The sequence below is a fragment of the Streptomyces sp. NPDC107528 genome (genome assembly GCF_055639295.1).
The window spans coordinates 1-11,209 of record NZ_JBVKAV010000027.1; the positions used below are offsets into that span (position 1 = coordinate 1).

The following is an 11,209-nucleotide window of genomic DNA, read 5'->3' on the forward strand; positions in this document are numbered from 1 at the left end:
GGAACGATTGTTTTCGACGGCAGCGTGGTGCCGTTCGCGCTCGTCGGCAGCTTCCGGGCAGTCGACAGGAAGCACCACTGACCCCCACGCCGGCCCGAGGGCACAACAACCCGGCCCGCCACGCCGGCGGGCCCCGGCCCGCCACGTCAAGGCCAGGTCCCGCCTGTCGAGCCGTGGGACGGCGATAGACACCCCCCTTGCCTCTCACCCTCCCCGTCTGCTCACAGGGGTCGAGAGACTGCCGGCCTCCTGTCCCGGGGCGATACAGGCCGGGCAGACGACTGCAGCGGCAGCGCCGGGAGCCAGCCCTGGACCAAGGGCAGCGGGGACGCCCGCGGCGGCGAGTATGCAGCCGCGTCCGCACGCAGGCACCCCCGGCAGGGCACACGCGATGCGCCGATCCCTTCCCTCAGGGACACGACCGACTCGATCCAGAGCACTAGAAGTCACCCACGATGCGCCCGGACCGCTCGGTCCGGGCATCATCGTGCGCATGGTCAGGTCCCGACACCGGCAGGGCCAATGGCGAGCGTGACCGCAGGCGTCCATGTTGCACCGCCGGTCGCACGACTGGTGGCTCAGTCGTTCACTTTGCGTGAGGGCTTGTCCGCGCGTTGGCGGACCCCCTTATGGGCCCTTCCCATCCGTGCGCAACGGTGACCGTGCGGAAGCCGGCCGGCCCTTGGTCCGCAGGGCCCGGGCATGACCCTGCAGATCCTGACATCTGTCAGGGTCCTTTCCTGCCCGCGTTTTTCTAGCCTTGCGCACACGACACCCCTGTCGTCCCGGTCGCGAGGAGCGCCATGTATCCGGGCACCCGAATGGCGCGAGCCGCATACCAGGAGAGCGGGGTGCCGGCCCTGTTCACTGGCCTTCTGGCCGGTGACTGCACCGACGCCACCCCAGCGGGATCGGCAATGCCCCGGACTGCTGACAGGCCACCGTCTGCTGCAGCCTGCAACCCGCAGCCGCCTGCCCGGCGGGCCGTAGGGGGCGCTCGGCAGGATGGGCAGGGCCGAGATCAGGTTGTCCCTTAGTCCCTTCGATCAAGGAGTTGTGATGCTCAAAGCTGTTCTCGGCGTGTTGATGGCGTTGGCGGCGGTGTTCGCGATGGCACCGCTTGCCGACGCCGCTCATATGCAGACCGCGGACGCCACCGTCCCTGCAGGGGCCGCCGACACCGTGACGTCCGGCCCCCGGCCCGCGGTCGCAGGCAAGAGCGAGGGCGATGTCTCCATCAAGCGCGCCTTTTCCACCTGGGCCACGAACGTGAACGTACGCCACAACAACGCCAGCCTCACCACCTGCGGCATGTCACCGTCCACGGCCAACTGCCCGAACATCCGGGGGCAGGTGAACCCGGGCGTCTCCTTCGAGGTCTGGTGCCAGAAGATCGGCAGCCAGACAGTGGGCGGCAACCCGTACTGGGTCTACATCATCACGCCCAACTTCGATGGCTGGATGGCCAGTTACTACATCGACTACCCCGACAACGTGCTCCCGGACACCCGGTCTTGCTAGCTGCCGCCGGACCGCGACCAACGACCAGCCCCTCACGGCGAACTCCAGGGGTCGTTGCAGCACCGCGGTGAGTTGATCAGGCCGCGAGCCGCTCGGACAGACGCTCGGCTGGGTCCTTCCAGCCGAGCGTTACGTGGGCGGCCGGATCGTTGAGCACTCGCTGTGCCCCGGACCCAGGTGACGGCGGATCAGCGGATCAACTGCAGGCCCGCACGCAGTGAGGCTACCTGCCCCCAGGACGCCCGGCCGGCCTGACCCGTCCTCGCACACCCACGTCACGCAGCAGTGAAGGATGCAAGTCCCGGTGGTCAGGGGGTGACTGTCGCTTTCAGGGCAGCTTCTACCTTCTTCACCTGCCGGAAGGCCAGATCTGTCGGGAGTACCGGCATGAGTTCCGCCTTCTTCTGCTTCGGCAGGGTGCTGCCGAAAGTTTCGTTGATGTTGAACCAGGCGAGGACGTCACTGCTGCGCACGAGTCCGTACACCGTGTGGTTCTAAATCCCGTTTATCGAAAAATCCATGTTTACTCGGAGCGACTCGTCGCCTGGTTCCAGTGGTTCTCCGGGCGAGAGCTTCGCGCGCACCGAGTGGACGGACGTGTAGACCACCGACGGGCACGCCTTGAGTGACTTTTCAACCGAAGCGAATATCTGCTTGGCCTGTCCGGTGGGATAGCTGGTCAGTGCCACCGATTTGGTCCCTACGCTGTTTGCGGGGTCACTCAGGTGGAACCGTGTGTAGCCCACTGCGCCGTCTGCCCAGCCGTGGTGGAGCAGCTTCATCGCGGGCAGACAGATCTCCGGCGTGGTGGTGGTCACCGCCGGCTTCATGTCCGCCGGTGTTTCGGTGCCGAGCGCTACTCCGTAGCCGCTCGCTTCGCCCTCGGCCAGTCTCGCGGCTTCCAGTTCCTTTTGACTGAGTGTGCGAGCCTGGGCGGCGGCAGGCTTGGGGCTGGATGCCTGCGACGCGCATCCGCTCGCTGCCGACACGGCGAGGATCAGCACCGACGTCGCGGCCCAGAGCCTTCGCCGAACAACCCCGATGGGCCCGCTGCCCCTACGCGAACTGCGAAACATCCCAGCCCCTCCGGAACAATTGGGTCGAGAGCATAAGCCAAGCGCCGACGTCGCAGTCCTGGCGGGATGCTGAAGGGTCGCAGAAGGTGCAGGCGCGGATCCTGGCGGCGCTGCGGCCTCCCGTGTCACGACACGCCTCCCGTCCTGCTGACGACGGGCTCCATGCGGGGCTGTCCTCCCGATGACGTGCGGATACTGCGGCCAGGTTCTTGGCCTGTGCAGTTCTCGCGCGGGTAACGTGCCTCCACTTTGATCATCTTGTGACTCCCGGGTGGGGATTCTGCGGAGTCCGGGGAGGCGTGGGATGAGCATGTCCATGTGGCGTCAGGGCGTCGGGAAGACGTTCATGGCCGCGGTCGCTGTGGCCGTCGTGGGGGGCGTGTTGCCGTCCAGCACTTCGGCTCACGCGGTGGTGCACGACGTTGCCGCACTGACAGCGGAACTCACGGATATGGCTGCGGCCGATCACCAGTTGGCAGTCCGCGCGAACAGCGACGACCCCGCTGAACAGCTGGCCTGGCGGCGGCCGACCGCCCGGCACGGTGACCGGCTCAACGAGATCATGGACGAGTACGGCTGGCCGACGGCGGAACTGGTCGGCGATGAGGCCGCACGCGCGGCATGGCTCATCGCTCAGCACGCCGACCGACAGCTCGACGTTCAGCGTCGCGCCCTCCAGCTGATGCAGCAGGCGGTGTCGGCAGGCTCGGCCAGCCCGCGCGAGCTGGCCTTCCTGCGCGACCGCACACTGGTCAATGAGGGCGGCAAGCAGGTCTACGGAACTCAGATCGCCGGCGTGAAGGACGGGGCGCCGGTTCCGCGGCCCTGTGAAGAGCCCGAGCACATGGACGAACTCCGTGCGGAAGCTGGCATCGAGCCCTTCGACGAGTAGGTCGCCCAGTTCTCCACGGCCTGACGCCCCCTTCCCGGTCGCGTCTGGTGGATCACTGCCCGGGCTCACCTGCCGCGGGCAAAGATCCGCCGGAGAGGTCCTGGCCCCCGCTGGCTCGGGGCATCACCGCCCTGCGCGGGGCGGACACGGTCCGCACCGACCCCCGACTTACGCCCACGCTGGAGATTGCGCACGGGTCCTCGCTCCTGGCGCGGGGAGCTGACCGGCTGGGCCCGTCGGAATTCTGCCCGGACGACACGGATCCGCCCCGCTGGATGCCATCCAGCGGGGCGGAATCGGCCATCAGGTGTCAGCAGGTCACCATGACCGCTAGGGGATGGAGTCGAGGAACTGGCACCCGTGTTCGCGCATCAGCTCGATGACCCGGGCGGCCATGGCGTCGTCCTCGATGAGCAGGGCACGCTGCGTTTGGGCGTTGTAGATGGCTTCGCCGGCATCTGTGCGAATGACGACCCAGCCTTCCTCTGTCCCGTTCCAAAGAAAGGCGTACTCGTCGGCTTCAGCGGTCACTTGAGTTGGCTCCATTCCGAGATGCCTTCCTTGGTGAATGTGGTTACCAGGCCGTTGCGCCCGACAGGGACGATTTTCGAGGATCTCATCGGTGAGCCGGCTGCCTGCAACAGGCCCAAGAGTGCCTTGTCCTGGGCACTCGGTGAGACGCTACCGCGAGGGTGTGTGTGGTACACGAGGATGCTGTCGCTGCGGACAGGTATCTCTACGCGGCTGTGAACGCCGGAGTAGAGGAAGTACTCGCCGCCCGTTCCCTTGGCACCAGGACCGAGCCTGTGGATCACGGCGAACTCGACACCGTGCTTGACGGTCAGGGTTTCCAACTCGGTGACGGTGGGTCGCTTGCTGAGGGCGACGCCTGCGAAGCCCGGCAGGCCCTCGCCTTTACGGGCTCCGTACAGGAGTCGTGTCACAGCTCCGGCACCGCTCTCGGCCGCGACTCCGCCGGGATTGAGCGCGTCAGGTCGTAGCCGCCGGTGCCCACACTGGCGCGGGCCACGTCGACACGGGTGGGCAAGCCGCCCGCCGACAGGGTCAACGCGGTCTTGGTGACGGTCGTGCCGGCCTTGGAGGAGGTGACTGCCGTCAGGCGGCCTGCCCGGTCGTAGGCGCGGTCCTCCGTCTCGGTGTTGGGCAGCGCCGACTTGGTCAGGTTGCTCGCAGCGTCCCAGGTGTACGTGGTGGTGGCGCCGTCGGCCGTCATCGTGGAGGTACGGCCGCCGTTGTCGTAGCCGTAGGTCGCGTCGGGTGTGGCGTCCGAGTAGTCGATCTTGGTGAGCAAACCGCGGGGGTCGAACGTGTGGCTGGTGGAGTCGCGGGGCGTGGTCTTCGCAGGGCGTGGTCTTCGTGGTGAGGTTGCTGTCGGCGTCGTAGGCGTACGTCGTCACCCGGTTGAGCGCGTCGGTGACCGATGTCAGACGGCGGGCCTCGTCGTAGCCGTAGGCGGTGGCGCGCTTGTCGGCGTCAGGGGCTTGGTGACGTTGGCGACCGAGTCGTAGGCGGTGGTGGTCACACCACCGGGCGGGTCGGTGACGGAGGTGAGGTTGCCGGCCGCGTCGTAATCGTAGGTGGAGGTGTACTGGGCGGGATCGGCGCCGGTGGCGTTGCCGCGCGGGTCGACCGCGGTGGCCTGGCGCCCGTCGCTGTCGTAGGTCCAGCTTTCCTTGCTGCCAGCGGGGAGGTGCGGCTGAGCAGGTTGCCGTCCGCGTCGTAGCCGTACGTGGTGGTCTTGGTGAGCTGATTGGTGCTGCTGGTCAGCTGGTTGTTCTTGTCGTAGACGGAGGTGGTCGTCTTGCCGTTGGCATCGGTGACCTTGGTGATGTTGTCGTTGCCGTTGTAGCTGTAGCCGGTGGTGTTGCCCTCCGGGTCGGTGACCATCAGGGGCCGGTTGATCGGGTCGTACGTCGTCGTGGTGAACGCGCCGGTGGGACCGGTGGCCTTGGTGCGGTTGCCCGCCGCATCGAGGATGTAGACCAGTCCCGCCCGGCGGGACGGCTCCCGAAGTCGCCGCGCCACCCGGCGGGATGACGAGGGCCAAGGCACGTACTGCGCCTAGGCCACGGCGTACTCAGGTGTTCCGACGTCATCAACCGGAAGGCCGCCGTGAGCCTCAGCGAGCAGCAGAAGAAGGAAGCGACGCCGACGAACTATGGCTACCCGCGAGACTTCTGGTACACGATGGCCCGTCTCCACGCAGCCCACCCCGAGCCGGTCGGCCACAGCGTGCCGTTCGAGCGGCCGTCGGCGCCGCTGTCGATCGCGGAGCCGGACGACCTTGTCCTCACGGCACGGGTGGGACTCTCCGGGACAGAGACGATCGGCCATCTTCACGACCTGATCGATACGGTGATGCGCGGCCTCGCCGGGGCAGTCGGATCGGAGACTTCGCTGTCGTACCGGACGTCGCGCTGGAGGTCATGGTCGGCAGGCGGCAGGAACTGCCGCTGCACACCAGCCACATCGCAGGCCTCACCCAGCTCCTGCGGGACTCCATCAGTACCCTCGGTGCCCACAGCACACCAGGGAGCGGCCCGTGCTTCCACTGCGAGGGGACCGGGCGTGCCCGCCCGCTGTGGCAGAGGTCGCGGTCAGCCGGCTACGACGTCGCGTAGTTCCCGTACGGCGCGTTCGTGGTGGTGCTGGGTGGGGATCGCCTCGAACAGGTCCAGGGCGCGGCGGCGGACCAGATCGGTGCCATAGTCCGTCGGCAGCGCGGCGAGGGTGGCGACCGTACGGCGGCACGTCTGTTCGGTGTCACCGTCGTGATGGGCACAGGCGGCGCCGTCGATGGTCAGCAGGGTGCGCGTCATGGTGCTGGTCGGCGCGGACAGCTCCAACGCCCGCTCTTGACTCTCCCGCGCGCGGCGGGTGTCCGGTCGGCCCCCCGGGCCGGAATCCCGCCGGGAAGCCCACTCTGCCATGAACTCCCGTGATCCTGAGGGTCGTTCGACCGGTCGCTGCCCCAGATCGGGTTGCTGCCGGTGAGAACCCTGACCGCCAGCCGCAAACGACCGGCGGTCAGGGTTCGTGACCGCCGTCTACGCTGCCGGAGCCGTCCCCGGCCAGTTCGTCCCCGGCGCCCGCACCGCATTCCTGACCACCGCCGCATTCACGCTCCTGGCCTCCACCCTGGCAGCCCTCATCCTGCGCTCCCACCGACGAGCCCACGCCAAAACCAACTGACGCACCACCCGGCGAGCCGGCTTCCCACCATCGTGGGAAGCCAGCTCGCCGCCGTCCGCCCGCCCGCGGGTCAGGTGGCCAGGCGGCCAGATCCAACGAGCCGTTCACCGACCAATCACAACGGCAGCTCTGTCATGTCGGCCTCGGGAACAGGCACTTAGCCGCAAGTGCCCGCGATGGCCCATGCGTTGTCGATCTCGTCGGTCGTGCCGAGATGGGTCTCGCCCGGCGGGACGCACCTCTTGATGTCGGTCGGCCACCAGTCGATGTCGACCTGGATCTTGACCCAGGTGCTGCCGCAGTGTCCGTAGTACGAGTCTGTCTGCGTCTCGTAGTAGCCGCAGGCCTTGACCCCTATCTCTGCGGCGGCTTTCCCCTCGGGCGCGGCATGGGCGCTTCCGCAGAGCGCCGTGCCCGCGAGGAGTACAGCGCTGAACGCGGCCGCGGCGAGACGGAGCTTGCTTGCGGTTTTCTGCATGGAAGGGTTCCTCTTCTTCTGCAAGGACATGCTGTGCCTCTCCTTCACCCCGGACCTGTCGCGGGGCCACACAGGAGGCTCGCAGCGGTCCATGACCGCTCCGCGCGGCGAGTGTGACGGGACCATGACCGTTCCTCACCAGTCGCCGTCATGTTGCTCCATCGGGCCGTTCACCGACCAATCACAACCGCGGCTCTGTCATGTCGGCCTCAGGAACAGGCACTCAGACTCAGCCCGCCCAGCCGATGTCACGGACCTCGATCGCGCCGGCGTGCGGTATGAAAAGGGCAGCAGCGCCGTCCGAACGCCACCCGGATCTCCTCCACGGAGCCCGGGTCGACGGAATCGGGCCAGGCCCGCGGATCCGTCCGCGCGACCTCCACGAGCGCCATCACCTCCCGCCGGGCCTGGTCGTCCGGCAGCTGCGCCATGACTTCCACCGCGAGCTCCTCCACCACCACGCCGTACCGCATTCCGCACACCCCCCTGTGATCGACTCATAGCAGGGAGATACCGCCGATCCCGTTCGGGCCTGTGGATAACTCGGTTCGCGGCGTGGTCGCCCCGGCCACTAGAACCAGACCATGGCCCCGACCACGGTCCGGCCGTGCCGCGTCCAGCCCCGACCACGGCTGGTGGGGCCGCTGGCGAAAGCCCCACCCGTCTCCACACGGCTGTCAGGGGCCAGGGCCGTGGGTGGCGGCGGCCTCGTAAAGTCGTCCCATGCCGCTGCACGCCAAGAAGCACCACTTCATCCCGCAATTCCTGCTCCGACACTTCGCCGGCCAGCGCGGCAAGCTGGTCATCCACCAGGTGATGAGCGAGCGGCGTTTCAACTCGTCGGTTGGCGACGTAGGCCATCGCAACCTCGGCCACTCGATTTACCGGCCCGGGCAGGAGCCCGATCACGTCTCGATGGAAGCCGCCATTGGCAACATTGAGGGGGAGGCCGCCACTGCCGTCAGGGAGCTGGTTCAGAGTCGGGAGCGTGCCGTCCCCACGCATGCCCGGCACGCCCTCGCCTGGCTGCTGGCCCTGCAGTGGCAACGAAGCCGATTCCTGATGCACACGGTGACCAAGAAGATCGGTGCCGAGGACCGTGGGCTGTCCGACGAAGAGATCCAGACCGCCATGATGGGGCTGATCTCTATGCACGTGATCCGTCCCTGGCTGCTGCGGAACGACGACGACGCGTACTGCAAGGACCAGTGGAATCATCTCGTTTCCACGTTGCTGTCCAGCGATATGCACTGGTCCTGCTACCGCCCTCGCGGCGGTGGACTGCTGGTCAGCGACAACCCGGTCTGCCTCTCGGGTGTCGTGGGAACACCGCCGCCTGAGATTCCCCCCGCCTTCTTCGATCACGGTGTCGGGATAGGTTTTGACAATTTTCGACGCCTGACCGTGCCGCTCGGCAGCCGCCTCGGCGTGATCTCCCGTGACCCACAGGACGCCTCGCGGCTTCGTGTCGCAGACTTCAACCGCTTCACCGTCTTCAACAGCCGGGAGTTCGTGGCGCACGCACCGGAATGGCCAGGTACTCACCCGCGCCTCGCGCAGGATCTGAGCGAGCTGATGATGAGGCAGCGCATGGTCGCGCCCGCCTTCTTGCAGGACTACGCCCCTGGCGGCCGTACCTAGAACCGTCCTCGCAGAGCTCGATGGGGAGCGATCGCAGGGCGACACCGTGATCAGCCCGCCCGGCCGCGGCTTCGCCTCATAAGGCGCCGTGTTGCGTTAGGTGTTGCGGTGGCAGTTGCGCCAAGTGTTGCGGCAGGTGTTGCGCCGGCCTCCACAGCGCCCTGGAGTCCGCCCAGGTCACCAGGGGCGTACGTCGTGGTCGGGCCGCTGACATCCCCGTTGCGACCCCCTTCGACCATGCCCTGGCTGGAGTTGAGGATGAGGGAGGGCGGGATGGGCGGCGCGGCCGCGGCCGGGGATCGGGGCGCGCTCAGCCGGTTGCGCGTCGGCGGGGCCGCCGCGCCCGGCCGCCATCAGCGCGGCGGTGACGTCAGGCGCGGGACGTCGGCGGGGAAGAGGTCAGGGCGCGCAGCCGGTGCCAGCGCGCAGCGTGGCGCCAGCGACCGGAGGCATCGCGGGCGACGTCGCAGCTCGGGCTCCACCAGCGCGACGGACAGCTTCTCTCTGCTTCCCCACCCGGCGTAGAAAGACCAGCCCGTCCATGGGTGGCCGCGCGGGGACCGGTGCAAATTCCCTGCGAGAGCCGTACCAGTTGCCCCGGCGAGGGTGGTGGTGCGGCCGATGAACTGAAAGCGCCCCTCGTCGTCGTACTGCCCAGCAGCAGCGTCTGAGGAGCGGCCGCAGAGCTGCTGAATGCGCCGACGACCGCCTCCGTCGTCTCGCGCGTCTTGTACTTCCGCCACGACCGCACGCCCCCGCGATAGGACTCCTCCAGCCGCTTGAAGCACAGTCCCTGCACTCCGGCCGCCGTCCACGACAGCCACTCGCGCGCCAGGGTCGGGTCGGTCGTCGACGGGCACAGCGTGAACGGCGCCGTCAGGCCGCGCTCCGCGAACAGCTCCTCCAACGCCGCACGGCGCCTGGCGTACGGCCAGCCGGTCAGGTCGTCGCCTCGGTGGACCAGGTCGAAGGCCACGAAGTGCGCCGGCCACTCCCGTGCAGCCTGAGCGGCAGCTGCCCCGCGCCGGGCCATCCGCTGCTGCAGCCGCTCGAACGCCAGCTTGTCCCGCTCCCACACCACCACCTCGCCGTCGATTCCGGTGTCCGTCGGCAGCTGCGCCAGGGCCGCCGAACGGATCTCGGGGAACGAGGCCGTCATGTCCGTGCCGCGCCGTGAGCGCAGCAGCACCCGCCCACCCGCGTACACGGCGAGCTGGGCACGGTAGCCGTCCCACTTCGACTCCGCTGCCCACCCGGCGGGCGGATCAGGGCTTTCCACGGCCAGTGTCAGCATCAATCGGGACGATCCTGCCGTGTACGCGAATCAAGATGTCAGAGCGTGTTCTCCTTGCTCGCCAACGCGACTACTACGTGAATACCGTCTAGGAATTGAATTCCCTCGTCGTCGTCGAACCTTCTGGGGTGCTTTGGCAACGCCTGTCGAGTGGCGAAATCAAGGGCTGTCCAAGGACGATGAAGTTACCGCGCGCTTCGAGCTTGACATTCCGACGTTCGCTCCAATGGTGGAGGAAACCCTGACGAGGTCGTTCAATCTTGAAAAGTGCGGGTCCGGTAACTAGCGAATGGGCGCTGATCTGATGCCCCGCGGAAGAACCAGTGGCTGCTCCGGTTGGCAGTTGACTATTGACCAGGAGGCTACGCCCGCAAGCGACGTCCGGACGCCCCAGTGCAGGTTCTGCACGGGGCCTCATCGCGGTTGCCGGTCAGTCGCTGGAGCAGCTCAGCCAGTTGCTGGTGCTGCCCGAGTCAGGGCAGCTCGACGACGGCGAGCTGTGGCCGCCGCCGTACGACGTCTCGGCAATCGTGTACGAGGTCGGGTCGAACCGAGCCGGCTGGCTCGGCTGCGCGGCCGGGGTCGTCGGGGTGCTGGCCTGGGTGGGCTTCCCGCGAAGCCGGTCACGGATGCTCATGCCCACACCATTCCGTCATCCTCGCCCTGTTCAGCCTTATTTGAAGTAGATCAGCGGTGTTAGGTGTTCCGCCACTATCGCCCGGCACGCTACTGGTTTGGGCCGGGCGAGCGCGCGGCAGGAAGGGCACCACCCGTGGCGACGAGAGACTTCGCTGTCCGCACAGAAACCCACGTCGCCACCTTGGGCGACCTGGGCAAGCACGAGGCAGCGGTGACTCGATTCCTGGTGGGCTCACCCGTTTATGCCACGCCCCCTCGGCGCCTTAGGGTGCTCCGGTCGCCAGGTCTTGCGTGCGGCACCGATGTCGAGACCGCGTCAGGTGCTCGTATGGTCGGTTGATTCAGCAGGCGACAGCGGAAGGCTCAGAGAGCCGAATCTGGGTTCGTGGTGACCGTCTGCCCTGTTCACCCGGATGTGTCGCGTGATCGTGGTCACTCCACATTGTAAAAGCACG

15 protein-coding genes are annotated in these 11,209 nt (G+C 67.5%); 4 read left to right on the forward strand and 11 right to left on the reverse strand.

All coding sequences use genetic code 11. The features are described from left to right. Positions 1-1,059 precede the first annotated feature (1,059 nt). Positions 1,060-1,521: a hypothetical protein gene (locus tag ACZ7L5_RS44780; protein ID WP_471524847.1), complete on the forward strand. Its 462-nt coding sequence runs from the start codon at positions 1,060-1,062 to the stop codon at positions 1,519-1,521. 308 nt (positions 1,522-1,829) lie between these two features. Here the strand turns inward: ACZ7L5_RS44780 and ACZ7L5_RS44785 are convergent, their stop codons facing one another. Beyond that, positions 1,830-1,994 carry a hypothetical protein gene (locus ACZ7L5_RS44785; protein ID WP_471524849.1) on the reverse strand — a complete coding sequence of 55 codons (165 nt, stop codon included), beginning with the start codon at positions 1,992-1,994 and terminating at the stop codon, positions 1,830-1,832. A gap of 21 nt (positions 1,995-2,015) precedes the next feature. Beyond that, positions 2,016-2,525 (reverse strand): hypothetical protein, encoded by a 510-nt coding sequence (locus tag ACZ7L5_RS44790; RefSeq protein ID WP_471524851.1) that lies wholly within the window; start codon positions 2,523-2,525, stop codon positions 2,016-2,018. A gap of 481 nt (positions 2,526-3,006) precedes the next feature. Between ACZ7L5_RS44790 and ACZ7L5_RS44795 the strand changes: the two genes are divergently transcribed. After that, positions 3,007-3,489, forward strand: a complete 483-nt coding sequence (locus ACZ7L5_RS44795; RefSeq protein WP_471524878.1) for a DUF6624 domain-containing protein — start codon at positions 3,007-3,009, stop codon at positions 3,487-3,489. Positions 3,490-3,819: 330 nt separating this feature from the next. On the opposite strand, the gene ACZ7L5_RS44800 is transcribed toward ACZ7L5_RS44795, so the two are convergent. The 5 genes from ACZ7L5_RS44800 to ACZ7L5_RS44820 all read right to left on the reverse strand — a co-directional run bounded on the left by ACZ7L5_RS44800 (position 3,820) and on the right by ACZ7L5_RS44820 (position 6,440). Beyond that, entirely contained in the window at positions 3,820-4,020 is a 201-nt protein-coding gene (locus ACZ7L5_RS44800; protein WP_471524853.1) for a hypothetical protein, read from the reverse strand. Continuing rightward, positions 4,017-4,433, reverse strand: a complete 417-nt coding sequence (locus tag ACZ7L5_RS44805) for an MPN domain-containing protein (RefSeq protein ID WP_471524855.1) — start codon at positions 4,431-4,433, stop codon at positions 4,017-4,019. The genes ACZ7L5_RS44800 and ACZ7L5_RS44805 overlap by 4 nt, the downstream gene beginning before the upstream one ends. Then, positions 4,430-4,801, reverse strand: coding sequence for a hypothetical protein (locus tag ACZ7L5_RS44810; protein ID WP_471524856.1), 372 nt, complete (start codon positions 4,799-4,801; stop codon positions 4,430-4,432). The genes ACZ7L5_RS44805 and ACZ7L5_RS44810 overlap by 4 nt, the downstream gene beginning before the upstream one ends. 227 nt (positions 4,802-5,028) lie before the next feature. Continuing rightward, on the reverse strand, positions 5,029-5,535 hold the full coding sequence (locus ACZ7L5_RS44815) for a hypothetical protein (protein ID WP_471524858.1): 507 nt from the start codon (positions 5,533-5,535) through the stop codon (positions 5,029-5,031). A gap of 572 nt (positions 5,536-6,107) precedes the next feature. After that, complete coding sequence (locus tag ACZ7L5_RS44820; protein ID WP_471524860.1) at positions 6,108-6,440, reverse strand: hypothetical protein; 333 nt, start codon at positions 6,438-6,440, stop codon at positions 6,108-6,110. Positions 6,441-6,546: 106 nt separating this feature from the next. On the opposite strand from ACZ7L5_RS44820, the gene ACZ7L5_RS44825 reads away from it, so the two are divergent. Then, positions 6,547-6,702, forward strand: a complete 156-nt coding sequence (locus tag ACZ7L5_RS44825; RefSeq protein ID WP_471524862.1) for a hypothetical protein — start codon at positions 6,547-6,549, stop codon at positions 6,700-6,702. A 157-nt stretch (positions 6,703-6,859) separates the two neighbouring features. Here the strand turns inward: ACZ7L5_RS44825 and ACZ7L5_RS44830 are convergent, their stop codons facing one another. Together ACZ7L5_RS44830 and ACZ7L5_RS44835 are read right to left on the reverse strand one after the other, a co-directional pair. After that, positions 6,860-7,180 (reverse strand): DUF6355 family natural product biosynthesis protein, encoded by a 321-nt coding sequence (locus ACZ7L5_RS44830; RefSeq protein ID WP_471524864.1) that lies wholly within the window; start codon positions 7,178-7,180, stop codon positions 6,860-6,862. A gap of 248 nt (positions 7,181-7,428) precedes the next feature. After that, on the reverse strand, positions 7,429-7,653 hold the full coding sequence (locus ACZ7L5_RS44835) for a hypothetical protein (protein ID WP_471524866.1): 225 nt from the start codon (positions 7,651-7,653) through the stop codon (positions 7,429-7,431). A gap of 250 nt (positions 7,654-7,903) precedes the next feature. Between ACZ7L5_RS44835 and ACZ7L5_RS44840 the strand changes: the two genes are divergently transcribed. Next, on the forward strand, positions 7,904-8,821 hold the full coding sequence (locus tag ACZ7L5_RS44840) for a DUF4238 domain-containing protein (protein WP_471524868.1): 918 nt from the start codon (positions 7,904-7,906) through the stop codon (positions 8,819-8,821). Positions 8,822-9,191: 370 nt separating this feature from the next. On the opposite strand, the gene ACZ7L5_RS44845 is transcribed toward ACZ7L5_RS44840, so the two are convergent. After that, positions 9,192-10,115 (reverse strand): ATP-dependent DNA ligase, encoded by a 924-nt coding sequence (locus ACZ7L5_RS44845; RefSeq protein ID WP_471524870.1) that lies wholly within the window; start codon positions 10,113-10,115, stop codon positions 9,192-9,194. 430 nt (positions 10,116-10,545) lie between these two features. Continuing rightward, a complete protein-coding gene (locus ACZ7L5_RS44850) occupies positions 10,546-10,752 on the reverse strand; it encodes a hypothetical protein (protein WP_471524872.1) in 207 nt (68 codons plus the stop codon). Between the last annotated feature and the right edge of the window lie 457 nt (positions 10,753-11,209).